The sequence below is a fragment of the Tautonia rosea genome (genome assembly GCF_012958305.1).
Classification (GTDB): domain Bacteria; phylum Planctomycetota; class Planctomycetia; order Isosphaerales; family Isosphaeraceae; genus Tautonia; species Tautonia rosea.
This window is the reverse complement of the sequence record NZ_JABBYO010000002.1, coordinates 144,059-168,472: the sequence shown is the minus strand read 5'-3', so window position 1 is coordinate 168,472 and position 24,414 is coordinate 144,059. Positions and strand designations below refer to the sequence as shown.

Annotated in this window: 22 protein-coding genes, 1 other RNA gene and 1 riboswitch; of the genes, 11 read left to right on the top strand and 12 right to left on the bottom strand. The window is 61.5% G+C overall.

The window, feature by feature from the left end; all coding sequences use genetic code 11:
- The first annotated feature begins 197 nt into the window (after positions 1–197).
- Positions 198–518, top strand: coding sequence for a hypothetical protein (locus tag HG800_RS03450; protein WP_169973807.1), 321 nt, complete (start codon positions 198–200; stop codon positions 516–518).
- A 42-nt stretch (positions 519–560) separates the two neighbouring features.
- Here HG800_RS03450 and HG800_RS03445 read toward each other — a convergent pair whose 3' ends face one another.
- Positions 561–1,751 carry a tetratricopeptide repeat protein gene (locus HG800_RS03445; RefSeq protein ID WP_169973805.1) on the bottom strand — a complete coding sequence of 397 codons (1,191 nt, stop codon included), beginning with the start codon at positions 1,749–1,751 and terminating at the stop codon, positions 561–563.
- 133 nt (positions 1,752–1,884) lie between these two features.
- Between HG800_RS03445 and HG800_RS03440 the strand changes: the two genes are divergently transcribed.
- The 6 genes from HG800_RS03440 to HG800_RS03415 all read left to right on the top strand — a co-directional run bounded on the left by HG800_RS03440 (position 1,885) and on the right by HG800_RS03415 (position 7,782).
- Positions 1,885–2,937, top strand: a complete 1,053-nt coding sequence (locus HG800_RS03440) for a DUF1559 family PulG-like putative transporter (protein WP_169973803.1) — start codon at positions 1,885–1,887, stop codon at positions 2,935–2,937.
- Between the two features lie 281 nt (positions 2,938–3,218).
- Positions 3,219–3,764: a hypothetical protein gene (locus HG800_RS03435; RefSeq protein WP_169973800.1), complete on the top strand. Its 546-nt coding sequence runs from the start codon at positions 3,219–3,221 to the stop codon at positions 3,762–3,764.
- 198 nt (positions 3,765–3,962) lie between these two features.
- Positions 3,963–4,670, top strand: a complete 708-nt coding sequence (locus tag HG800_RS03430) for a CAAX prenyl protease-related protein (protein ID WP_169973798.1) — start codon at positions 3,963–3,965, stop codon at positions 4,668–4,670.
- Positions 4,671–4,900: 230 nt separating this feature from the next.
- Entirely contained in the window at positions 4,901–6,016 is a 1,116-nt protein-coding gene (locus HG800_RS03425; protein WP_169973518.1) for a hypothetical protein, read from the top strand.
- 334 nt (positions 6,017–6,350) lie between these two features.
- Complete coding sequence (locus HG800_RS03420; RefSeq protein ID WP_169973796.1) at positions 6,351–6,671, top strand: hypothetical protein; 321 nt, start codon at positions 6,351–6,353, stop codon at positions 6,669–6,671.
- Between the two features lie 376 nt (positions 6,672–7,047).
- Positions 7,048–7,782: a BON domain-containing protein gene (locus tag HG800_RS03415; RefSeq protein ID WP_169973794.1), complete on the top strand. Its 735-nt coding sequence runs from the start codon at positions 7,048–7,050 to the stop codon at positions 7,780–7,782.
- Between the two features lie 372 nt (positions 7,783–8,154).
- Here the strand turns inward: HG800_RS03415 and HG800_RS03410 are convergent, their stop codons facing one another.
- From HG800_RS03410 to HG800_RS03365, 10 genes are all read right to left on the bottom strand, one after another.
- Positions 8,155–8,391, bottom strand: coding sequence for a hypothetical protein (locus tag HG800_RS03410; protein WP_169973792.1), 237 nt, complete (start codon positions 8,389–8,391; stop codon positions 8,155–8,157).
- A 327-nt stretch (positions 8,392–8,718) separates the two neighbouring features.
- Complete coding sequence (locus tag HG800_RS03405) at positions 8,719–9,756, bottom strand: DUF1559 domain-containing protein (RefSeq protein WP_169973790.1); 1,038 nt, start codon at positions 9,754–9,756, stop codon at positions 8,719–8,721.
- A gap of 49 nt (positions 9,757–9,805) precedes the next feature.
- Positions 9,806–9,991 (bottom strand): hypothetical protein, encoded by a 186-nt coding sequence (locus tag HG800_RS03400; RefSeq protein WP_169973788.1) that lies wholly within the window; start codon positions 9,989–9,991, stop codon positions 9,806–9,808.
- A gap of 281 nt (positions 9,992–10,272) precedes the next feature.
- Positions 10,273–11,571, bottom strand: coding sequence for a hypothetical protein (locus tag HG800_RS03395; RefSeq protein ID WP_169973786.1), 1,299 nt, complete (start codon positions 11,569–11,571; stop codon positions 10,273–10,275).
- Positions 11,572–11,639: 68 nt separating this feature from the next.
- Entirely contained in the window at positions 11,640–12,797 is a 1,158-nt protein-coding gene (locus HG800_RS03390; protein ID WP_169973784.1) for an aminotransferase class V-fold PLP-dependent enzyme, read from the bottom strand.
- A gap of 69 nt (positions 12,798–12,866) precedes the next feature.
- A complete protein-coding gene (locus HG800_RS03385; RefSeq protein WP_169973782.1) occupies positions 12,867–13,919 on the bottom strand; it encodes a ThiF family adenylyltransferase in 1,053 nt (350 codons plus the stop codon).
- Positions 13,920–14,049: 130 nt separating this feature from the next.
- Complete coding sequence (locus HG800_RS03380; protein ID WP_169973780.1) at positions 14,050–14,322, bottom strand: ubiquitin-like small modifier protein 1; 273 nt, start codon at positions 14,320–14,322, stop codon at positions 14,050–14,052.
- A 130-nt stretch (positions 14,323–14,452) separates the two neighbouring features.
- On the bottom strand, positions 14,453–15,727 hold the full coding sequence (thrC, locus tag HG800_RS03375; RefSeq protein ID WP_169973778.1) for a threonine synthase: 1,275 nt from the start codon (positions 15,725–15,727) through the stop codon (positions 14,453–14,455).
- 278 nt (positions 15,728–16,005) lie between these two features.
- Positions 16,006–16,155, bottom strand: a riboswitch (SAM riboswitch).
- 52 nt (positions 16,156–16,207) lie between these two features.
- The gene (locus HG800_RS03370; protein WP_169973776.1) at positions 16,208–17,335 is read right to left on the bottom strand and encodes an acyltransferase family protein; all 1,128 of its coding nucleotides are present in this window, start codon (positions 17,333–17,335) and stop codon (positions 16,208–16,210) included.
- Positions 17,336–17,523: 188 nt separating this feature from the next.
- Positions 17,524–17,871, bottom strand: a complete 348-nt coding sequence (locus HG800_RS03365; protein WP_169973774.1) for a hypothetical protein — start codon at positions 17,869–17,871, stop codon at positions 17,524–17,526.
- A 281-nt stretch (positions 17,872–18,152) separates the two neighbouring features.
- On the opposite strand from HG800_RS03365, the gene HG800_RS03360 reads away from it, so the two are divergent.
- Entirely contained in the window at positions 18,153–21,209 is a 3,057-nt protein-coding gene (locus HG800_RS03360; RefSeq protein ID WP_169973772.1) for a proline dehydrogenase family protein, read from the top strand.
- Between the two features lie 117 nt (positions 21,210–21,326).
- Here the strand turns inward: HG800_RS03360 and HG800_RS03355 are convergent, their stop codons facing one another.
- Positions 21,327–21,824, bottom strand: coding sequence for an aminoacyl-tRNA deacylase (locus tag HG800_RS03355; protein WP_169973770.1), 498 nt, complete (start codon positions 21,822–21,824; stop codon positions 21,327–21,329).
- Positions 21,825–22,011: 187 nt separating this feature from the next.
- On the opposite strand from HG800_RS03355, the gene rnpB reads away from it, so the two are divergent.
- The 3 genes from rnpB (at position 22,012) to HG800_RS03340 (ending at position 24,317) form a co-directional block, all read left to right on the top strand.
- Positions 22,012–22,468, top strand: an RNA gene (rnpB, locus tag HG800_RS03350) — RNase P RNA component class A.
- A gap of 228 nt (positions 22,469–22,696) precedes the next feature.
- A complete protein-coding gene (locus tag HG800_RS26890; RefSeq protein WP_182830347.1) occupies positions 22,697–23,038 on the top strand; it encodes a hypothetical protein in 342 nt (113 codons plus the stop codon).
- Positions 23,039–23,459: 421 nt separating this feature from the next.
- Positions 23,460–24,317, top strand: coding sequence for a succinate dehydrogenase cytochrome b subunit (locus HG800_RS03340; RefSeq protein ID WP_169973768.1), 858 nt, complete (start codon positions 23,460–23,462; stop codon positions 24,315–24,317).
- Positions 24,318–24,414 lie beyond the last annotated feature (97 nt).

Sequence of the window (24,414 nt, the reverse complement as noted above, 5' to 3'; positions counted from 1 at the left end):
TCGTGGTCAGAAAGCTTCGCTCCGTTCGACCGAAGGAGACACATACGATGATCAGACAGCGAGCATCTATTGGACTTCTTTTATTCGTTGGATCAGCCTCGATGCTTGGATGCGGGGGCAGTGGAGGCCCCAAACCTCCCATGGGCAAGGTCTCAGGAACCGTGTCCTATAACGGGAGTCCCTTGACGGAAGGATCCGTGGTCTTCTCCCCCGCCCAGGGCAAAGGCTCGGACACAGGCCACGTCGCAATCGGTCAAATCGAGACCAATGGTCGTTTTACGCTCACGACATTTAATACAAACGATGGTGCGGTTCTCGGCCAGCACGTCGTGACGATTCAAGTCAAGCCCGCTCCCAAGACGACCCCGGAACCAAATCCGGACGGCACGATTACGTTCGATTATTCCCTCGGAGACAGCTCAACGATTCCTTCAAAATATGAAAATCCCGAGCAATCCCCGCTTCGTTACACGGTCGAATCCGGCTCGAACTCGTTTGACATCGAACTGACGGACTGAACGAGTACCGTCCACGCTCCGATCAGAACGGGACGAGCGGCTTCATCTCCATTGAAGGCTGAGAAGTCCTTGCCGAGCGGCCTCGTGATTCGGGTCGCAAGCCAGCGCAGCCTGGTACCAGGCTGCTGCCATCTTCGAATCATTTAATTCGAGACAGAGGGTCCCGAGCCGATAGCGCACCTCAGCCTGTTCGGGAAACTGGTCGGCCTCCCGAATCAGGTTCGAAATGGTGGTCATCACCTCCGTTAACTCACGGGAGCGGGCCAGATCCTGGTCGGCCTGCTCCGTTTGCCCAAGGCGCCGGTGGGCCTGGCTCCGCAGATAGAACCAGTCTGCATTGGCCGGTTCCGCGGCCAGCGCCTGATCGAGCGCCTCCACCGCCGCCGCGAGGTCGGCTTCCGCCAGGTCAATTCGTGCGCGCTCGGCAAGCATGGCCGCGTTGCCAGGAGCCTCCTTCAGGCCCTGCTCAAGATGTTGCCGCGCAGTGGCTCGATCTCCCACTTCATACAGGCTTCGGGCCAACAAGACCAACCGATCGGGCTCGCTGACTCGTCCCCGACAGACTTCGAGCAAGCCGATCGCCTCCTCATGGCGGCTCAGTTCCATCAAGACTTCCGCCAGTTCCATACGCACATCCGGTTGATCGGCATTGGCCTGCAACGCGGCACGATACGCGTCGCGGGCAGCCTCAAACTCGGCATGTTCTTTTTGGATCAATCCGATGGTTCGCCATCCAGGCGCATCGTTAGGCTGGAGTTGAGTCAAGGTGTTGAGTGACTCAAGAGCAGTTGAAATATCTCCAAGTTCATACGAAGCCGCGGCCAGCCACCGAAGCGTCTCAATCTGGTCCGGACGTCTGCGAAGCGCATCTTGAAACCAGACAGCCGCACGCAGGGTTTGGCCCGCCGCCATCAGCGTTCGGCCTTTCCAGAACGCCACCTCGGCAGCCAGGGGACCCTCCGGGTCAAGCTGGTCGAGTGGCTCGACAGCCTCCGACGGTCTCCCCCGTTCCACTGCGGCCCGAGCACGAAGCAACAAGGCTCTGTCTCGTGTCTCCGGGACCTCGACGGGTACGTCAAGCCATCGCCAAGCCTGAATGGGATCCCCAGCCTCCAGCGCTCGCTCGGCACGGTCGAGATGACGCGCGGGACGCCCTCGCCACCAGAACGCTGATACGACAATCATCACGGCGACTGTAAGCACAAGCCATCCAATTCCTTTCTGAATGCACATCCGCCAATCCAAAAAAAGAGGTTAGCAAGCTTTTTTTGTTGACTCAACCGTAAGTAGGTCCCAGCATAAGTAACGCCTTTCATTATGAGTCGTGCAAGAAGGTCTGACAAGCGAATCAAGGAGACGTTTCGGCATGGTCCATACTCCTCTTCCCAGAAGGACCAAGGCGGGCTCCAGCCCCTCTCGATCCCCAGGGTTCACCTTGATCGAGCTCCTGGTTGTCATCGCCATTATTGGTGTCCTGATCGCGCTCCTGCTGCCCGCCGTCCAGGCAGCCCGCGAAGCGGCTCGGCGAGCGCAATGCACCAACAACATGAAGCAGATCGGCATCGCACTTCACAATTATCATGACACCGTCGGCGCCTTTCCGACCTCCTTTTGGCGTGCCACGCCCGTGTACAATACGGCCGCACCCGGCGTCCACCCAACGGCACGTTGGGGACATAGTTGGATCGCCATGACGCTGCCTTATCTGGAACAACAGCCGATCTTCAACGCGATTAATTTCGATGTTGGTGTCGCTGGCGGTCCGGGTGGATTGCATACACAAATGAATCATACCGGAACAATGACACCGATTAGCACCTTGATGTGCCCCAGCGACCCGTCTCCCACCTTCTCTCGCTACACCCGCGTTGACACGGGGGTCGGCTGGAACTTCACCAACAACACCGCCCTGAACTCTGGACCGAAGCTCAGCTATCTCGGCAGCCTGGGTGACAATCACCCTGATGATCCGAACTGGTGGCCGTATACCACCAGCCTTCCCGTCGCTCGAAACAATGGCTTTGGCGAAGGCAATACCCACACGGGAATCATGAATCGTTCTGGTGGAACCACTTCGATTCGAGATATCACCGACGGTACGAGCAACACGTTCGCAGTTGGTGAAACCCTCTTCGAATCGTGCGATTGGTTTACCTGGCCAAACCCGAACGGCACAACCGGCACGGTCAATGTTCCGATTAACTTCGATGTGACCCAGCATAACGGCGATGCGGGCGGCGTCCGAGACAGTCGCAACTGGCGGGTTGGGTTCGGCTATCGCAGCCAGCACTCCGGCGTCGTGAACTTCCTTTTCGCCGACGGAAGCGTGCGGGGAATCAAGGAAACGATCAATCGCGATGTCTACCGATGGCTCAGCACTCGGGCCGAGAACGAGCTGGTCTCCAGTGACCAGTACTGATCGGGAGCGCGGCGAATCATGACGCTCCTGGCGTCCTGAAAAACCGCAATTAAGATCCTACGTGAATATGATTGGCCACAACCCCATTTCCCCCGGTCGTTGTGGCCAATCGCTTCCTTCCTGGTGCAACCTCTCTCTCGCTTCTGACTTCAGGTGAACTTGCCGTGAGCCCTCTCCGAGCCCGAACGCCTGTCTTCGTGATGTCGATCTCGCTCTCGCTTCTGGTCAATGGTTGCGGTGCGCCATCGAGTGACGAGCCGTCCGCTGGCGGATCCGTGGCCATGCAATCCAATCCCGAGCTCTTTCGCGAGTTGCAGAGCGAGCTCAGTAAGATGATCAACGACATCAGCATTACCTATCAGCAACTTGACTACGATTACGCCGAAGATCTTCTCGACCGGCTCGATCAGTACGAAGCCTTTTTGGCCAGCGACGCAACCGGAGATCCACCTCGATTCATGCCCAAGCTTGAAGCTGAGGAAGAACTCGACCATATCCGAGAGGTGATTCGCCGCTGGGAAGAGCAGACGGGGAAAAACCTCCGAGAGGAGGTTGACGCCCTGAAAGCCGATGTCGCGGCCCGCACCGGCGAGGAACAATTTTATCCCGAGTTTCAGAAAAAGTTTTCTCTCGCGTTTGACGACTTCATCAAGATTGAAGTTGCTGAGATCCTTGAACGCAGGAATCGGATCATCCACCAGAAGGCCGAAACCCTCTTTGCACCTCACCGCGAATCTCACCCCGAGATCATCGAACACTTTGAGGCGATGCTCTCGACCCCTCAGTATGCCCATCCCGATCAGGGTGTTCGATCCTCTGCCCCTTGATCCTGTTCCCGGAGACCGAGGTCCAGGATTCGCCAGTAAAGAAGTGGGGGATCTCGACGTCGAGCGTCCCAAGAACAAGGTCCTTCTCCGCGTCATTGGGTTTCCCAAATGACGGCCAGGGTGTTGCACAATCAGCGATCGCGTCGCATGATCCCTCCGACGCCATGTGTTCCAGGATCGTCGTGGGGTTATTGACCGATGTCGACCGATTCGAAAGGGGAAGTCGCAAGCCTCTGGACCTTCGTGCCGTACGTTGCTCCGATGCTTGCCTATCTTCTGTTGACTCAGGCTGAAGCCTTCATCCCGGAGAATCTCCACGCGTCGTGGTACCCGGTCGCCTATGCCACGAAGGCCGTATTGACCGCGGTCATCATGGTCCTCTTCGGCCGATCGGCCTGGGCCGACCTGAAGAAGACTCCGGCGATCGGGGGATGGCTGCTTGCAGTTGTGCTCGGAGTGGTCGTCACCGCCGTCTGGGTCGGAATCGATGGCCGCTATCCCCCACTTCCTTTTCTCGGCGGGGGAACCCGCGAAGGGTTTGACCCGACCGTGCTCAGCCCGGCGGCCTACTGGGGGTTCGTCTCGATCCGCATGATCGGCCTGGTGGTGCTCGTCCCAGTCTTTGAGGAGTTGTTCTGGCGATCGTTCCTCATGCGCGTGGTGATCGATCCCGATGATTTCCGGCGTGTGCCGATTGGCCGGGTTACCCTCCTGGCCGCGGCCATCACCTCAGCCGCGTTCATGATGGTCCATCCCGAATGGCTCCCAGCCCTCCTGACCGGTCTGGCCTGGGCCGGTTTGCTCGCCCTGACTCGGAGCGTTTCGGCCTGCGTTCTGAGCCACGCCGTGGCAAATTTCCTCCTCGGAATTTATGTGCTTACCACCGGCCAGTATCATTTTTGGTAACGACCACCCATTTCCAGCTAATCAACCCATTGCTCGATGAGAGGCGATGCGATGACGCGACGATCGTCATTTCGACCCTTCTCCCCGGGCACATGCGTCGGCATAATAGAGTTATCTGGCGAGCATGCTACGTCCCCGGGCCGATTCCCTCCGATCTCGTGGTCAGCCCGCTTCTGACGTGATGGCTCCCCCAACCCCGATCTCTTCATCGAGCAGGAGGACGAAGACCGATGAGACGCATCGATGCCTGGCGGGCCGGCTTCCCGGCAATCGCCCTCTGCCTGTTCGTGGGGGGGTGTGGAGGAGGATCGGGAGAAGGTGGCGAGGTCCCGGTCGTCGATATGAGGGACCCAAGCTTTGGGGGTCCCACGGCCCCACCTCCCGCTGCAGCCCCTCCGGCTGCTGCCCCGGCGGTTCCCCAGGGGGCTCCCCTTGCCGGTGCTCCCGTCGGATTCGCTCCTGATGCCGGGAACCCCGGCCCGGGAGCAGTCAGTCCCCTTGCCGGCCAACCCGGAGCCGCAACCACCGCCGTCTCACCCATGGCAGGCGGTCTGACGGCTGCTCCCGAAGGAAACGTGGCCGGTGACGCGGCTCTGAACGAAATGCTCGCCGCAGCCAACTCCGCAAACGACCCGGCCGCCGCCCGAGGACGCAGCGGAGGCCCCCCCGCAGCAGCCCCCGGCCCGGACGGATCTGCCGGGCAAGCCGACGGCATGATGGCCATGATGATGGGCAGTCAGGGCGGTGCCATGCCCGGAGCCCCTCCCCCTGGTTATGAAGGGATGATGCCCGGCATGGGTGGCCCTCCCGGTGGCTTCGAGGCCGGTGGCTTCGGCGGGTTCGAAGCTGGTGGACCTCCCGGCTTCCCGGGCGGACCGGACGGCTTCCCGGGTGGACCCGGATCGTCTGAACCTGCGAATTTCGACTCTCCTCGCGGCGCTGTCGACGCCTTCCTCAATGCCATTAAGGCCAAGGACATCCAGGGGCTTCACGACGCCACTGCGCTTCGTGCTCCTCGCGAAGCCGAAACCGCCACTCGGCGAAAAACCTTCCAGGCGATTCGCGAAATGAGCCTCTCCGAGGAAGAACTCACCACCATTGCCGATGGGTTTGAAGGCTTTGAGGTCGCTCAGATGAGTCGCCCCACCGCCGCCGGCATCGTGAGTTTCATTCTCCGCAAACAAGGCGACTATGGCAGCATCCTTCAGCGCCGGGTCGATGTCCGCAAGGAACGGAGCGGGTGGAAAATCAACGACGTCACAGGCGTCTCCGAGATCAAGCAGATGGGCGGCCGGGCCATGGAACAGCGTTTCAATCGCAACCAAAACCAGGGCAATCGCCCTTGAGCCAACTCGCCAGCGGATTGGATAAACGAGGCTGTCTGCGCACCTTGTTCGAATGAAATCGATTGAAAGAATGACGTTGAGCGTTGTTCGAAATCGACCCCCTTTCCCTGACAAAAAAATGGGAGAGGGGGTTCTTTTTTCTCAAGAATTCCCCTTGATTTGACGGGGATGGCCTCGAACTTTCCCCCTCGACCGATTTTGGCACCGTGTCTGCTTAGGAGCCAAACATCACCTCTTGCCATTCCGACGCAGGATGCGATGGAATCGGATCACGGAGTCCGCCCCGGAGTTCTCCCGGGTCGCCGACCAACGTCTGCCCAAGGAGGGAATGCGCATGGACTTGATCCCGGTCCACCACGGTTTCGTCTTCGATTCTCTGGTCATTCTCTTTCAGGTCTTCGGTGTACTGGCCTTGTGTTTGACCCGATTGTTCGCCGGGCCTCGGTGGGTTGAACGTGGGCAGCTGGCCTTTGTGGTGGCCGTCGTGGGACTCGGCATCGCTGGTGCTTTGTGTGGTCATCATGATTCGGAATTCGGCCTGTTTGCAGGACTCACCATGACGACCTTACTGATTGGAATGACGGTCGGAGGTGGTCGAGAATCCTCCGACCCTCCGGCGGTTTGGGTCGCCCCTGAAGGATCGGCCACGTCCTGAGTCGAAGCCGAGGCCGGGGATGGATAACCGGCCAGGTCTGCCTGATCGATCCGATCCTCATCGGGGCCGCCTGGCCCCGATTTTTTTTCCGCCGACAGGGTCCATCTCGTTCCGATCATTGCAGCAGCGTTCGCTCGTCGGCTCGTTCTGTTCTCCCTCTCACTCTCGGGTGCCGGTCCCAACAGACTGCTGCGTCTGCCGAGGGATTTCGGAAGAGTCCGACATTGAGCCTTACGACCTCGGCGCGGTGCCGTCGGACTCGGCCCGGGCCGAGTCCCGGACTTTCCGGGACTGCGTGCGACGGGAACCGGTCGTCTCCCCGCTCGACGACCGGTCCCGGAGAACGATCGGCCATCGGCGGGAAAGGATGGACCTAATGATCGCGATGCTGAAACGGATTTCGATCGCATCGGGCGTGCTTGCCGCGGCCCTCGTCGCGGCGGCCCCGGCCATGGCCGGAGACCGCGTTTCGAACCAGCAAGCCGCCGATGACGTGGCAGCGGCCCTGCGTTCGCTCCCGGCGCTTACGGGGCAGCAACTTTCGATCTCTGCGAAGGATGGGGTTGTGACCCTCTCCGGCACCGTCTCGAACGCCGCACAGCGTTCGGCGGCCATCGAGCGCGTTCGTTACCTTCCGGGTGTGAACACGGTCCTCGATGGAATCCTCGTCTCCAACGACGAGAGCGTGCAGGCAACCCAGTATCAGGTTGCTCACAATGGAATGCGTTCGGCTACCACCTTCGACAGTGGTCCAATCGGCACCCCGATGATGGGAGCCTCTCCCATGATCGGTGATGCCGGCATGGGCGGTCCGCTGCCCGAAGGCCCTGCAGGATTTGGTGGTGGTACCCAGGCTTCATCTCCTGGATATCCGAACTATGCCTGGCCGAGCTACGCTCCTTACCCCAACTTCTCTGCGGTCGGCTACCCGACGGCGTACCCCTGGCAGGCATGGCCGAATATCGGCCCGATCCATCCGTATCCGGAAGTCCCCCTCGATTGGCGCGCGGTGACGCTGCGGTGGGATGACGGCATTTGGTTCCTCGACTTCAAGAAGCACTACACCCGGCCGTTCTTCACGCCCTACCCGTTCGGCTTGTTCGCGTACTGAGATCGGACCCCGGACCCGATCCGACAAGAATGTGTCTGATGAGTCGTTTCCCAACGAAATGTCAGGTCTCTTGTCCTCGGAAATGGACCGGTCTGCCGTGCGGGGCCCCGTGCAAGAGCGGGGGGAGGCACTTCCGAACCCGAGGGTCAGGCATCGCTTTGGCGGTGTTCTGGCCCTCGGGTCGTTTCTCGGAATCAACTGAGTGGTCATCGCCTCAGCTCAACGAGCGTTGGACACTCGCAAAACGAAACGACCCGCTCGAGGAAACCTCGGGCGGGTCGTCGCATTCCTGGATGTCCCGACACCATCAGTCCAATCAATCCGGGAGAGAGCGATCGATCGAAGGTTTCGGAAGCGTGCCAAGCATTCCAATCAAGGGGTTTCGGCCTCGGCTTCCGGAACGTCCAGGGCGTCGAGATCGCCCGCAGGACCTTCCATCGCCTCGGTTTCGCCGGTCCCTTCGAGCATGATTTCATCGCCGGGCATCGGCTCGATCGTGGCCCCTTCATCGGCGGGAGGAACGGCTTCATCGCTACCACCACAACCGGGCAGGACGACCAGGGCGGCAAACAAGGCAGCGATCGAGAATGCGGAGGTAAGAGCCTTCACGGTGCACCTTCTTGAGTCAAGGATCGATCCGGGGAAGACGCCACCCTTTCCAATTCAGGTGGTCTTCTCTCTCCCCAGGCATAGTAGCTTGGCGACCCCAGACCTGTTCCGCAAGGCTCGACCCGGCCTTTTCTCGCGGGATTTCGTTCCTTTGATCCGGAACCTGTATTCCATAATCCTGATCGGCGAGGACCCCTCGACCAAGAATGGCCCCACCATTCGGTTCATCTCACGCGGCCACCCAACGACCGACCGCCAACGAAAAAGCCCCGGACACCTCGTTCGACGAAGCATCCGGGGCCATAAGGATCGTCACAGAAACCAGGCTCAGAACTGGTCGCTGCTGACCACCTCGCCGCCATCTCGGGAGCCGAGCGACATCCAGACATTAATATTGACGGTGTCTTTCACAAAGCGTACCGAACCATCGGCGAACAGCACATTGATGCCGCCGGGATGGAGACTGGACGGCACAAAGAGGTGTCCGAAGTCCGTCCCGCAGCCTGGGCCGCAATCCCAACGACAGGCGCTGAACGGAAATTGGTCCGAGTTCGGCGTGAGGATGATGTTGGTCAACGTCAGCCCCGGGGAACCGGTCTGCCAGCGGGCGCCTCGGTTGGAATTCGAGCCGGGGGTCGTCCGCATTCTCTGCAGGCACTCCTGACCCTGTTCAAAGATCAGCTGCATGTTCTGCCGGGCGTCGAACATCAGCATGTTCGAAGGCAGGCCACCGCCGGGCACACCGGAGGCCATCATGCGATAATTCTGGCCGAGCCTCCGGTAATCGCCGGTCAGTGCCTCGACGTGGGAGATCGTGTTGGAGCTTCCGTCGACGAGGTCTTGCACCCCGTAGGCGGTGAACCGCGGCGCGAACACGCCATTGGTCTGCGTCGCCCAGGGGTCGGTTCCCGTGCCGAAATTGCCGTGATAGTTGTTGAAGTGGTCTTTCCCGGAATTCGGATCCGAGGGGCACTGGAAACTCGAAACCCGAACATTCCAGACCGTGAGGTTGATCTGGTTCCCCACGCCGTACCAGACGGTCCAGTCGAAGTTGCAAGCCTGGGCCACCTGGTTCTGTTCCAGGAACGGCAACATCATGGCGTGAGCGCTGAAGGTGCCCCAGTCGGTGACCACACCGGGGTTGGAGAACGCTCGGGCATTGCCCATCGGAAACACGCCGACCGCCTGGTGATAATTATGCATGGCCAGGCCCATCTGCTTCATGTTGTTGACGCACTGTGAGCGTCGAGCGGCTTCACGGGCCGATTGTACTGCCGGAAGCAAAAGTGCGATAAGAACGCCAATAATGGCAATGACCACCAGAAGCTCGATCAGTGTGAAACCGCGGCGGCGAGAATCTGTCATAGGGAAAAGCTCCGTGGATTGAAATGAACGACGTATCCCCTGAGGAAGCTCAGGGTTGACCACCGGGCATGGACTTCATGTACTCTTCCATGGCCTTCTGACCGGCATCGTCAGCCGCTTCGGCCTCGGGAGACACCTGAATGTCGCCAACTTCGGTCCCGCCACCACAACCGGGAAGAATCGGGAGCAGAAGCATCAATGGCAGGAAGCCTGCAGACAGCAGAAAGCGACGCATCGCGTAAAGGCTCCAGGAAGACGTAGAAAATGCGCGGTCCATTCTCATCGATGAGAGAATGGGATCTCATGATCGACATCGACAACGAGAATTCCGCTTCCGACCCTGCAATGCACTTCTCTGAAGAATTGAAGTACTAACTTCAATCCTATCCAGAATGGTCACAAATTCCTCTACTATTTTCCTCTTTTTTTCGACAAAGTGAGATTTTCCACACTCCCACACGCAACGCATCACTGATGAGTCGAGGTCAACCAACCCAGGTCGCGCTCGGCGAATCCTCAAGTGCTCGGTTCCCCCCCTTTGGAGTTGATCTGGAATTCGATCTCGGCAAGAGCCTCTTGAGTCGCCGCGTCGAACGGATCACGAGCCAGGGCGAGTTGAAACCAGGCACGCGCCTCGGGCCGCAACTCGGCCGCCCGAGCGGCCTCGCCGAGGCGGCGGTACAGTGCGGCGTCGTCGTCCGATCGAGGCGCGCTGACGACCACCTCGACCAGTTGATTGAACCGGGTCAACGCCTCGGCCCGATCAAGAGCCGCTCGGGCTTCCTCTTCCTGACCCAGGCGTCGCATCGCCGTTGCAAGATTCCGAAGAATCTTCTCTTGATCGAGTGGGCCGGCGTTTAGTGCTTGCTCCAGCGCCTCGAAGGCTTCGGCATCACGACCTCGGGCCAGGGCAAGTCGGCCCCGGACATACTCCAGCTCGGGGTGGCCCCGAGGGGCCTCCGCGAGCAAGGCTTCTGCCCGATCGATGTGCTGTTCCTCCAGAGCCAATTCCACGCGCAATGCAATTGCTTCGGGATCAGAACCCGAGAGCTGTTCCAGATGTCTGCGTGCCTCATCGAATCGGACCAAGGTCAATTCATTCCGGATCAGCGCCAGCCGAGACCAACGATCTCCGCGATCGGCCTCGACGGCTCGGGCAAGCGTCTGCGCAGCCTCCTCCGGGTTCCAGGTAGTTCGTCGAAGCAAGCACCAGACAAGGACTTCTGACGGCTCAAGCCGCATGGGATCGGCCAGCTCGAGAAATTGCTCGCGAGCCTCGCCGCGGCGAAGTTGATACCCATAGAGGTAAATCAACTCTCGCCGAGCGGGATCGATCGTCGGGTCGATGCGAAGTGCCTCGGCCAGGGCGAGTTCCGCCTGTCGGAAGCGGTGGTTGCGCAACTCCGTCTGGCCGGTGCGAAGCCAGGCAACCGCAATCGTCGGGTGATCGTCGGGAACGCGTCGAAGCCAGTCTTGGACCTCCTCAAACCGATCCCGGCCCAGCGCAATGCGAGCCCGAAGAATCCACTCCTCCGGGCTCGAAACGCCTGTGCTTAGCAATTGATCGAGCAACACCTCGGCCTGATCCAGCTGATCGGCCTGGATCAATTGCTCAACCTGAGTCCTGACGGAAACCGGGTCGCGATCGCCCCAAGCGATCCAGAACAGAACGACCCCGACAATCGCCAGCGCGATCGGCCAGACCCACGATGAATAACGTGTCCGCTGTTGTCGAACAGGTTGCCGATCCCCGGACGCCGTCGTACCTGATCGCCCCTCGCCCGACATCCTGGGGCCTCCGATCGGTCGGATCATGGCGGTACGTCATCGCGAATGCCATGAGCCGATCCGCCCATCGGCTCCCAGCATCCTGCGGTCTCTCCTCAGAGAACCCCGGCTGTCATCTCCGTGAGTGCCTTGAGCAGCATCTCGATGTCTTCCGAGGTATTGAACGGTCCAGGACTCACCCGCAACGTCCCGTCGGGATAGGTCCCGAGTGCCCGGTGGATATACGGAGCACAGTGCAAGCCGGCCCGCACGGCAATGCCGTGGCTCGCATCCAGGCCGAGCGCCAGATCCTGCGAAGGAAAGACATCCTGATCAGGGGGAATGAGCGACAAGGCGCCGACATGAGTGGCCGGCTCCCATCGGCCGGCGACCCGCCAGCCATCGCCGTTGCCTTCGACCCAGTCGACCACCCGTTGCAACAGATCGACCTCGTGGCGGCGGTTGGCCTCGATCGTCTGACCGGCCACCCAGCGAACCCCCTCCGCCAGGCCGGCGATTCCCAGGACGTTCGGCGTGCCACCTTCCAGGCGATAAGGAAGCTCCTCCGGCTGGACCGGATGCTTCGAATCACCACCCGTGCCGCCTTCTCGCCAGACTCGGACCGAGGCCCGAGAACCGACGTAAAGCACCCCCGTCCCTGTCGGTCCGTAAAGAGCCTTGTGCCCGGGGAATGCCAGCAGATCGATCGGCGTCTTCCTCAGGTCAATCGGCACGACCCCAGCCGACTGTGCGGCATCGACCAGAAGAAGCGCATTGGCCTCCCGGACGACCGGAGCGATCAGCTCGATCGGCTGGACGGTCCCGAGCACGTTGGCGGCATGAGTCAGGGCCACCAGCTTCGTCCTGGGCGTGATCGCTGCCCGAAGTTCGTCCGGGTCGAGGTAGCCATCGTGCGAGCTGAGCCGGGTCAAAGAAATCATCCCGGATCGTTCCATCGCGACCAGGGGGCGACTGACGGAATTGTGCTCCAGATCGGACGTGATCACATGATCTCCCGGATTGACCACCCCCTTGATCGCCATGTTCAGCGCATCGGTGCAATTGAGGGTGAAAATCCAGCGCTCCGGTTCCTCGCCGTTGAAGAATTGGTTGAGCGTGTGCCGGGCCTGATCAAGCGTCCGCTCGGCTTCCGTCGCCATCCGGTGTCCCGACCGACCCGGGTTCGCCAGTTGCGTCCGGGCGAAGCGGTCGAGTGTCTGATAGACCGGTTCAGGCTTCGGGAAGCTGGTTGCGGCGTTGTCGAGATAAATCATCAGCGCAATCCCAGAAAGGATGGTCCGGGCGGGGACGGCAAGGCAGCAGCGAGGTCGAGATTACGATCGTCAACTTCCAACGAATTGAGCGTAAAGCGTCCGAGCCTTGGCAATGTCGTTCGTTCCCTTGATGATGGCCCGACCATCCGGAAACACCGTGAACTCGTAGCCCTCGGTCGCGAACCGAAGCATATAGGCATTATGCCGCACCTCACCAAGCGGCGAGAGCCGGCCGCCGAGTTCGGCGAAATCGAGGGGCGAATCCCGCCGAGCGGCCACCTGGACGGCATTGCGACCGCAAAGGGCCGTCGTATGCGATCCCATCCTCCCTTCGAGCCACTCGAAGTTCTGTTGGCCGCAACAAGGGCAGTCCACCTTTCCCTTCAGCGAAGCAATCTTCAGGCGGCGGAATGACCAGTCCCAGATGTCAAACATGATCAACTCTCGGTTGATCGACGTATGCTTGTCGCCCAGGATCTTGATCGCCTCGACCGCCTCGAACGACGCCACCACCGCCACCGCCGGCCCGAGCACTCCGGCCGTCTCGCAGGTCGGTGTCATTCCCGGAGGAGGGCTTGTCTCGACGACGCATCGCAAACAGGGTGTCTCGCCGGGCAAGATCGTCATCGTTTGCCCTTCGCTGCCGATCACCCCACCGAAGACCCAGGGCTTGCCCAGCTTGACGGCCGCGTCGTTGATCAGGTAGCGCGTCTCGAAATTGTCGGTCCCGTCGAGAATCAGATCCGCGTCGGAAACAAGATCGAGAATGTTCGTATGATCGATGTCCGTGACAACCGGCTCGATCGTCACCTGGCTATTGATTGCCCGCAGCTTCCGAGCGGCCGCTTCGGCCTTGGGCAGATTGTCGGCAACGTCGTTCTCATCAAAGAGAATCTGACGTTGCAGGTTGTGGGTTTCGATGAAGTCGCGATCGACCACTCGCACGAAGCCGACCCCGGCCCGCACCAGGTGATTCGCCAGCACGGTGCCAAGCGCCCCGCAGCCGCAAATGGTCACCCGACTGTTGATCAGTTTGCGCTGGCCGTCCTCGCCCAGGTTCTGGAAGCGAATCTGACGGCTGTAGCGTTCGAGTTCGGCGGGAACGTCGGCAAAGGGTTGCATGGTCAGTGTCGATTCAATTCGGTTCGGGAAAATGAGTGTTCCGCAGCAGCCGATCGCTCAGGCCAGACACAATGTCCCGACGGAGCAGATCGGACCTTCCCCGTCGGGCTTCGTCCGAGCCGAGCGCGGATCAGCCACCGGCAATCGCCGGAATGATGCCAATCTCGTCGCTCTCCTTCACAGGAGTGTCCAGCTCGTCCATGAATCGAATGTCCTCGTCGTTCACGAAAACATTCACATACTGATGCAATTGCCCCTCTGCCGCGAAGAGCCGCTTGTGCAGGTCAGGATACTGACGACCGACATCGGCGAGAACCTCGCCAACGGTGGTTCCAGCGCCTTCGAGCGACGCCTGGCCATCGGCTGCCGGGCGGAGGGGGGTGGGAATGCTAACCTTGGCCATCGGGGGCGCTGCCTCACTTCAATGAGCACTTGAGAGCGATTCTTGAAAAACCGTGCCAACGTGGCTTCGCGGTGGGTCCCCTCCCAGGCCAGGGGCTTGGCTCGACCAGGAGGGAACCAACCCTCGGAACTCAGGCACCGACCGGGGCCAGTTCCGAATCGGCCGGGGCGGACGCTCCGACCAGCGATTCAAACTCGGCCAGGTTCGGCGCGATCACCGGGGGAAGGGCAATGCGGTCGATGATGGCTTCCTGCGTCTTCAAGCCGTTCCCCGTGATACAGATGACCGTCGAGCCGTTGCGGTCGATCTTCCCCTGCTCGATCAGCTTCCGGGTCACCGCCAGGGTCACGCCGCCGGCCGTCTCGGCCCAAATACCTTCAGTCTCGGCCAGCAGCTTCATGGCGTCGACGATCGCATCATCGTCCACGTCTTCACCCCAGCCACCGGTTTCCCTCATCAGCTTCGACGCGAAGAAGCCGTCGGCCGGATCGCCAATGGCCAGGCTCTTGGCGATCGTCTGCGGGTCTCGAACCGGCTTGACCCGTTTGGCGTCGGTTTTGACCGTGTTCGTGATCGGATTGCAGCCGGTCGCCTGGGCGCCGAACATCCGGGTCTTGACCGGATCGACCCAGCCCAACCCTTCCAGCTCCTTGAATGCCTTGAAGATCTTGCCGATCAGGCTGCCACCGGCCATCGGCGCGACGACGTGGTCCGGCGTTCGCCAGCCCAGGTCCTCGGCAATCTCGAAGCCCATCGACTTCGACCCCTCGGCGTAGAACGGCCGGAGATTCACGTTGACGAACCCCCAGCCGAACCGGAAGGCAATCTGCGAGCAAAGCCGGTTGACGTGGTCGTAATTTCCCTTGATCGCCACAACCTTGGCGCCGTAAATCGTCGCGCCCAGGACCTTTCCTTGCTCCAGGTTGTCCGGGATCAGGACGTAGGCATTCAGCCCCGCCGCCGAGGCGTTCGCGGCCACTGATCCGGCCAGGTTCCCTGTCGAAGCGCAGCCGACGGTGTCGAAGCCCAGTTCCACGGCTTTCGACAGGGCAACGGCCACCACCCGATCCTTGAACGAGAGGGTCGGATGATTGACCGCGTCGTTCTTGATGTACAGCTCTCGAACCCCGAGGGCCTCGGCCAGGCGCCTGGCCTTGATGAGCGGTGTGCAGCCGACCTGTAAGCCCACGGTCGGCTCGCCGTCGATTGGCAAGAGCTCCTTGTAACGCCACATCGTCCGAGGGCGGCGCTCGATCGCCTCGCGGCTCAGGGCTCGGCCAATCGCCTCGTAGTCGTATTCGACCTCAAGCGGGCCGAAGTCTTCCGTGCAAAAATTCAGGGCTTCCTTGGGGTACTGCTTCCCGCAAAGGCGACAGGTCAGGCCGCGGACGAATTCGGAACTCACCGGTGGTTCTCCCGAGGTCGGCTCGGCAGCTCCAGCACGTGTCACTCAACACCGAGACGACGTGGACGTATCTCGGTCGCACGAGGGGAGCGCCGGCACGGGTCCGGGCGCCGGCCATCACGTCGCGGAACGTTTCCGCAACGGAACCAGACGCCATGATCCGTTCCGATCCGGCAGCGCCGTCTCAATCCAGAGTTGATGGTGGGCAGGGCGGCGAGTCGATGGGGCAGGGCTGATCCGGGAGACCTGTGGGTCGAAGCCGACGGGTCATGGAAGCCATCTCATCTCTCCCCAAGAAAACAGCCGACACGGCGACCCGCTGGGGTCGATCGTTCGGTGGGCGGGAATTAGCACCAGCATCCGCCCAGGTTGGCGGATCGGTTGCTGTGGCGTCGCAGGGCCCGTCCCTCAGCCACTCTGGATAAGATGCGTGCCGGATTGAGAAAGTTGCACAAGAGTACCGCGGCGGAGGGCGGAGAGTCAAGGGCTCGGCACGCTCGCGACTCTCGGCCGAGGCCCTCCAATCGGTCCCCGAGCCTTGGTCGCGGTCCCCTTTTGCTCGCCCGGGCTGTCCGAAGCCGGCCAGGTAAACAGGTAGCGGAACCCGATCGCCTTGCTGACCGCCACCAAGGCTAGCGGCACGATCAACCCAGCCGCAGTCCCCAGGACGATGTGCATCGGCAACCCCGTGAAATTCAACCCACGAGACAACAGAATCCTGGTCGCCACCGACGCATGACCGCTTGCCACATAGATTTGCAGCGAATGTCTCCCGCAATACCGCAACGCCTCGACCCCCGGCAAGCGATCCAGCACCATCGCCACCCCGAACATCCCGAGTGTTCCAAAGAGGGCGGGAACCAGATCCAGCCAGGCATGTTCGTCCCATCCCATCGCCACGGCCCCCTTCATCAATCCGAAGGCCAACGGCACGAACCAGACGAGCCGCCGAGGCTTGAGCCACTCGCCGAGCAACCGGATGTGATCGGCCACAACCAGGCCCAGACCAAAATACACAGCGAACAGTCCGACCTGCACCAAGAGTGACGGAGCGCCGACCCAGAGCGGTACCAGGAAGTGCAAGACCACCCCGATCGCCAGGAAGCCTGCCCGGTTCCCCCCCTTTGCCGTCCAGAGGCCAAAGGCCATCATCACCGCAAACAGGACGTACAGGAACCAGACCCCCTGCATCGGGTCGTAGAGCATCTTCAGCGGGGTCAGCGGGTCGGCCTGCGAGTTAGTCATCCCCGAGACGAGGGAGTGGCATCCCCAGGCGATCAACGACCAGAGCAAGTACGGATAGGCCAGTGTCCGGGCCTTGTCTCCCGCGAATTTCGGCCACCCTTTTCGCACCGATCGCGCGGCAAAGAGCCCCGACGCCAGAAACAAGGCGGGCATTCGAAACGTGTAAAGCAGGTCATACGCCGCCCAGAGCCGCTCCTTGCCCGCTTCAGGGACGAACGCCGCAAACGCCAGTCCCCCAAGCACGTGGCCAAGCACGACCAGGACGATGGAGAGCCCCCGGAACGTGTCGATCCAGCTCATCCTTGGGTTCGCCGGGGCCGGCGATACCGGCGGAGCGATCTCGGGAGCCGTTGCGGTACTCATCGGCGGGGACCTCCGTGTCGCGCGTCGTCGAGTCAGATCAAGTCGAGGGGATTCCCTTCCGGCCGCGGCATCCGTTCCTCGCGGCCCAAGGTCTCGGAAGATTGACTTCTGCAGCGTGCGGAGACGCCGCCGCATCGGGTTATCGCGGCGACGCCCTCAACCGTCAAGGCCAGTCGGGCCGTGACAGATTAGTCGGCCGCGTTGCCTTTCTTCTTGGGCGGCGTCACGGTGATCTTCGATGCCACGCCGTCTTTGTGCTCGATCCTGACCTTGGCTTTCCCCTCGCGCTTCTTGAAGTTTTTGAGATCGAACTTCTTGGCCTGCTTGCCCTTGGCGTTGATGAACACGGTCTCGTTCGTCACCGTGACTGTGACCTCGTTACCGGTGGTCTTCTCGACGACGATCAGGGTCTTCTCGTCCGGATTGACCGTCTTCACCGTGCCAAACAGCTCGGCCGCGAGGGCCGGAACCACGGCCACCAGCAACGCCATTCCCGTCGTTGCCGCCACCATCAGCCAGGATCGTCGGTTACGCATCGGGATCGTTGAAACCTCCACACGCTCGGCATTCCCCTTGCCTGTTCGGCCAGGCTCCCCCCGAACTGGGGAGAAGATACTCCGGCTCAAACCGTAGGGCAAAGGGTCCTTGAAGAGGAACACCGCCGACCGGCCCAGGGTAGCGGGCTTCCTCGAAGCTGGCACGATTTTCTCTCCACCATTCTCGCTCCCCGACGCTTGCAACGCCGATCCGAAACCCTCCCCGAAACGTACAATAACCAGAGAGCTTGCCCGGCGAAGACCTGGAAGGGGTGATTGTGATGGCGACCGTTGTGAAAACACCACCTGTCCCCGGATCACACGCCGTCGAGGAGCGCACCCGGGAAATTGGCCGCGCCTTGTTTCGGCAAATCGGTCGAGGCCCCTCCCCCTTCGATCGTTCCTGGTGGGACGATCAATTGATGGGCCTGACGATGGAGGATCCCGAGGTCAAGGTCCAGCTCTTTCGATTCATCGATGCCTTGCCGACGCTCGTCGAGCCAGCCTCCGTCCGCCGCCACCTGAATGAATATCTCCAGGAGGCGGGCGACCGCGTCCCAAACCTCATCTCCATGCCCCTCTCCCTGGCCCCTTCCGGCGCCGTGGGCGACCGAATGCTTGCCCGAATGGCCCGAGCCGCCGCGACGCGGATGGCCCGACGGTTTATCACCGGGAGCACTCCCGAGGAAGCCTTTCGAACCGTCCTCAGTCTCCGCCGCAAGGGCGTTGCCTTCACCGCCGACCTGCTCGGCGAGGCTGTCATCACCGATCGCGAGGCCGAGGTCTATCAGCGCACCTGTCTTGAGTTGATCCAGGGGCTCGCCGAACCGCTCGCCGCCGAGCCCGAAATTCCGAGAATCGACCGCGACAATCGTGGCCCGATCCCCCGCGTCAACCTCTCGCTGAAGCTGACGAGCCTCACCCCTCGCTTCGACCCAACCGCTGCCGAGGCCACAACCGATCGCGTGCTCAATCGCCTTCGACCGATCCTTCGGGAAGCCATGACTTGCCACGCGTTCGTCAACGTCGACATGGAGCAGTACGCGTTCAAGGACCTGACTTACGCGATCTTCCGCCGCGCCCTCGACGAGCCCGAGTTCCGCGACTACCCCCATTTCGGCATCGTCTGCCAGGCCTACCTGATCGACGCCGAGACCGATTTGCGGAACCTCCGCGACTGGGCCGAGACCCGAGGCACTCCGATCACAATCCGCCTAGTCAAGGGAGCCTACTGGGATTACGAGGTCCTGCTTGCCCATCAGGTCGGTTGGCCACTGCCTGTTTATTCCCGGAAGTGGGAAACCGACGCCTGCTTTGAACGCTGCTCGGAGTTCCTGCTCGATCATCACCAGTGGCTCCGCCCCGCCTTCGGCAGCCACAACGTGCGAAGCCTCGCCCACGCGATGGCCTCGGCCGAGGTCCGTGAGATTCCGATCGACGCCTACGAGGTTCAGATCCTTCACGGCATGGGTGATCCGATCCGCCGCGCCCTGGTCGGCCGGGGCCATCGGGTCCGCGTTTATTCCCCGTACGGAGCCATGTTGCCCGGCATGGCCTACCTGGTCCGTCGCCTGCTCGAAAACACGTCGAACGAGTCGTTCCTCCGGGCCAGTGCCCACGGCGACGTGCCGGTCGAGGAACTCTTGAGAAACCCCCAGGAGGTCGGAACCATGCGAGCCGTCGTCACCCGGCCTCGGAACGAGGCCAAGCCTTCAGGCAAGCTTCCTCCCTTTACCAATCAGCCCCCGATCGACTTCGCGAGAGCCGAGAATCGGGATCGCATGCGATCGGCCCTCGATCACGTCCGTGCTCAGCTCGGCCGCGAGTACCCGTTGCAAATCGGCCGCGATGAGATTCGGACCGATGATCGACTCGTCTCCGAGAGCCCCAACGACGTGTCCCTCATCGTCGGACGCACCGCGAAGGCCAAACCTGAACACGCCGACCGCGCATTGACGATCGCCGAATCGGTCTATCCGTCCTGGTCTTCAACCCCCGCCCAAACCCGCGCCGACGTCCTGTTCAAGGCCGCCGCGATCATGCGAGCCCACCTCTTCGAGCTGGCCGCCTGGGAAGTCTTCGAGTGTGCCAAGCCCTGGGCCGAGGCCACCTCCGACGTCGACGAGGCGATCGACTTCTGCGAGTTCTACGCCCGTCGGATGCTCGACCTGGCCGACCCACGTCATCGAGACGTTCCCGGCGAAACGAACCGCCTCGAATACTTCGGCCGAGGGGTCGCTGTGGTCATCCCTCCCTGGAATTTTCCGCTGGCCATCCCTTGCGGCATGACCGTCGCGGCCCTGGTTGCCGGATGCCCAGTGATCCTAAAGCCGGCCGAGCAATCGCCGATCATCGCCTGGCACCTTGTCCAGATTCTCCGAGAGGCCGGTGCGCCTCCCGAGGTCATCCAGTACCTCCCCGGCGTCGGCGAAGAGGTCGGGGCCGCCCTCGTCGATGACCCGAGAACCGCCGTCGTCGCCTTCACCGGCTCGAAGGCCGTCGGCCTGACCATCAACCGCGTTGCCGCCGAGACCAAGGCCGGCCAGTCCCACGTCAAGCGCGTCATCGCCGAGATGGGGGGCAAGAACGCGATCATCATCGACGACGACGCCGACCTCGACGAAGCCGTCGTCGGCGTGCTCACGAGCGCCTTCGGCTACGCCGGCCAGAAGTGCTCTGCCGCCTCCCGAGCCATCGTGCTCGACGGTATCTACGACGCCTTCGTTCAGCGACTGGCCGAAGCCCTGCCCTCCTGGACCGTCGGCCCAGCCGACGACCCCGATCCGGCCATCCCCCCGGTCATCAGCGCCGAGGCTCGTCATCGGATCAACGATTACAAGCAGATTGCCCGCTCCGAGGGCCGCGTCGTCGCTGAGCTCGACATCGGCTCGCTCGCCGATCGCGGCCACTACGTCGGGCCGATGATCGTCGCCGATGTGGCCCCGAAGGCCCGGATCGCCCAGGAAGAAGTCTTCGGCCCAATCCTAACGGTCATCCGCGCGCGGGATCTCGACGACGCCCTGCGGATCACCACCGAGGTTGAATACGCCCTGACCGCCGGCCTCTATTCCCGGAGCCCCGCGCACATTGACCGCGTCTCGCGATCGCTTCGGGTTGGCAACCTCTACATCAACCGCCCCTGCACCGGCGCGCTCGTCGACCGCCAGCCATTCGGCGGTTTCAAGATGTCGGGCATCGGCACCAAGGCCGGAGGCCCCGATTATCTCCTCGAATTCCTGCTCGCCCGCTCGATTACCGAGAACACCATGAGGCGAGGATTTGCTCCCGACATCGAGGAGCTGGCCGATCGCGAACCCTCGACCTTCGCCCAGCCCTGAGCCAATCTCATCCTCCCCAATCGTCCCCCGAGCCCCATTGTCGATTGGCTCGGGGGCATCCACGTTGCCCAACCAATTCGTTGGCGCAAACCATCCGTGCCTCACAATCCGCTGCGATCAACCGGCCTGACGCCCGGCGGATCGCGACCGCTTCGGAACAATCGGCCTGGCAAACCGAGCCCGGAGCGGTTCCTCAACCGCCTCGTAATCCCGGTACCGCAGCCTCAAATCTTCATGCCTGAGATTGGCCTCAACCACAATCTCGGCCCACGCCGCCAGACTGGTGTCGACCACCGTCATGACTCCGTAGAGCCTGCCGAACGGAGGCACAGCTCCCCGCTCGCAATCGACAAACACCTGGCTTACCTCATCCTCGGTCGCCAATCGAACACGGTTTGCCTCCAATACCAGGGCCAGTCGTTCCAGGTCCACCCGGTGCGTGCTTGGCAAGACGGTCAGCACGAACCGATCGTCTGCCCGAATCAAAACCCCTTTGGCCACCTGATCCCCTGGAACATGGACACTGTGCGCCCGTCGCGATGCGGTCGATTCAGGGCGGTGGAGCATCGCCTCAAATCGCACCCGGTGCTGTTGCAAGTATCCCTGGATGCACATCGTACGACCCTCCCAATCGGTGCGGTTACCCCTTGTCAGTATAGTCGATCTAGGAAGTTTGGGTAACATTTTTTGCCATACAAGTCACAGTTCAACTCAGATTTCTGCAATGGGTGACCGATTCAAGAACCGATCACTGGGTTGAATTGCTCCGGGCCCTCCCGGCTGCTAAAATGATTATACGGTTCGAGACGGGCTGATGACCGCCTCGGGGCCTGGGATTCGTTTGAAAAACAACGGGCCAGGACCATCCCGGGGAGGAAAGTCCGGACTCCTCAGGGCACGATGGTGGGTAACGCCCACCGCTCGGTCTGGAGACGGATCGGGCAGGGACAGTGCAACAGAAAGGAAACCGCCTCCCCGACCCTTTTTTGGTGTCGGGGCGGTAAGGGTGAAACGGTGAGGTAAGAGCTCACCAGCAGGTCGGGTGACCGACCTGGCTCGGTAAACCCCATCGGGAGCAAGACCAAATAAGGGGGCAGTGGAGAGTTCGAGCAATCGGACACTTCCGCGGGTTAGCCCGACCCGCTCACGACTCCCGGGTAGGTCGCTTGAGGCGCCGGGTAACTGGCGTCCCAGAGAAATGGTCATCCGGCCGCCGTTTCGGCGTCCGACAGAATCCGGCTTACTGCCCGTCTGGAACCGATCCAACTGTCTGAGAATCCCGGTCTTCCTTCCGACGACCAGGATGGTCACGATCCTTGCCGACTCCTGCTCACCACGACCGCGATTGCGGAGCCTCGATCGCTCTCCGGACTTTCCGCTTGTCGAGCCGACGACCGCGCACTATGATGGATGCATCAGGGACCGAGAGTTCTGATTCCCCTGTTCAATCTTCCGAGTGCCGGTCCGATCAGCAAGGAGCTCGTCGCATGAGTGCACTCGCACCCAGCGCTGTTGATCGAATGGTTCGACCGACTCCCTCCACGTCCTCCTCCTTGAGTGTGGAATTGCGGGTCATCGGCGCGATTGTGGATTCCTGGGTCGAGCCGGCGGGGCGTTGCGACTGGAATTCCAAAGTTGTTCTCCAAATCGCTCCCCGGGGCAGAAGCCGAGAACTCGTCATCGCCGAGGCGAAGGCTACCCTCGTGCCCGATCTGGGATGGCTGGCCGATCTGGCGGAGAACCTATGTCACGGCAGCCCGGTTTCCATCCGGCTTCGCCGAGGTCCGGATGGTGTGTTGCAGGTCACTCAACTTGAACTCGACCGATAAGCGTCTCCAGCCCACCCCAGGAACGCCTTCTGCAAACGCCGCCTGGCCCGAAATTGCTTGACTCCCCTGTTCTGTTCCCTAAAACAGACTTGAGAAGAATGCGACCGTTCGCCGAGATTCCAGTTCTCGTCCGATCGTCGTCCGCCACAATCTCCTTCCCAGTTCCGCCCTTCCCCGTGATGACCTCGCGACGTTTCACCGAGCGATGGTAATTCGGTCGACGACGCATTACGATACGCAAAGCAACCTCTCGCCACTCCGGGTGATCGCATGCTCCGCCGCCCCTTCAAGGTGGATCGGGGTCGATCCGTCCATCGAGGCCGACGACGGCTTCGCGTCCGCGACGTTCGGAAGTCCGGCTCAATCCCAGGTTCGGGAGGCTGCTCGGTATCGGGGATGTTTTCCTCTGTAGGGTGCTGGCATGATCCGCTCATCGATTGCGAAGAAGGCCGTGGTGGCGATCACCGGCCTCTTGCTGTTTGGCTTCGTCATTGGCCACATGGTGGGGAACCTCCAGATCTTTCTCGGCCGCGAGACGATCAACAACTACGCCGAGTTCCTCCACTCCATGCCCGAATTGCTCTGGGTCGCCCGCATCGGCCTGCTCGTTGCCGTGACCTTGCACATTACCTTCACCATCTGGGTCTGGCGCGAGAATCGCTCCTCTCGACCCCAACGCTACGTGATGGAGCGCACCACGCGAGCCTCCTCCGCCTCGCGATGGATGCTGCTCTCCGGCAGCCTGGTCCTGTTCTTCATCGTTTATCACCTGCTCCACTTCACCGTCCAGTGGACCAATCCTGACTACAAGCAGTACTACGAACATCACGGCCAGCCCGTTACCCTCGTCAGCTTCGAGCCCAATCAAATCGGCCCCGGCCAGGAAGCGGCCGACCTCAACGCCGCCGTCGAGGCTCAAACACCAGGCGACGACATCGCCTCCGAGGCTGCCCGAGCCATTCAGGAAATTCCAGCCGATTCCGTCGCCGAATCGGAACGCCGAGAATACCGCCGAGATGTCTACCGAATGGTCATCCTCGGATTTCGCGACCCCTTGATCGCCTTGACGTACATCGTCGCCCAGGTCTTGCTCGGCTGGCATCTCAGCCACGGGGCCAGCGCCATGTTCCAGACCCTCGGCCTGACCATTCCCAAGTACCGCCGAGGCATCTTCCTCGTCGGTCCAATCGCCGCGACGATCATCGTCCTGGGGAACGTCTCCATCCCGGCATTCATCCTGCTCGACTACTGGACCAACTTCGGCTACTTCACCATCTGAGCCTGAGGCCGTGGCCGAGCCCCGCCCGATCCCGCCCAAGATCGCCTCGCCGGGCCGCTCTGCTTCGCTCAACTCGACCGATCAGGAAAGGCACGCG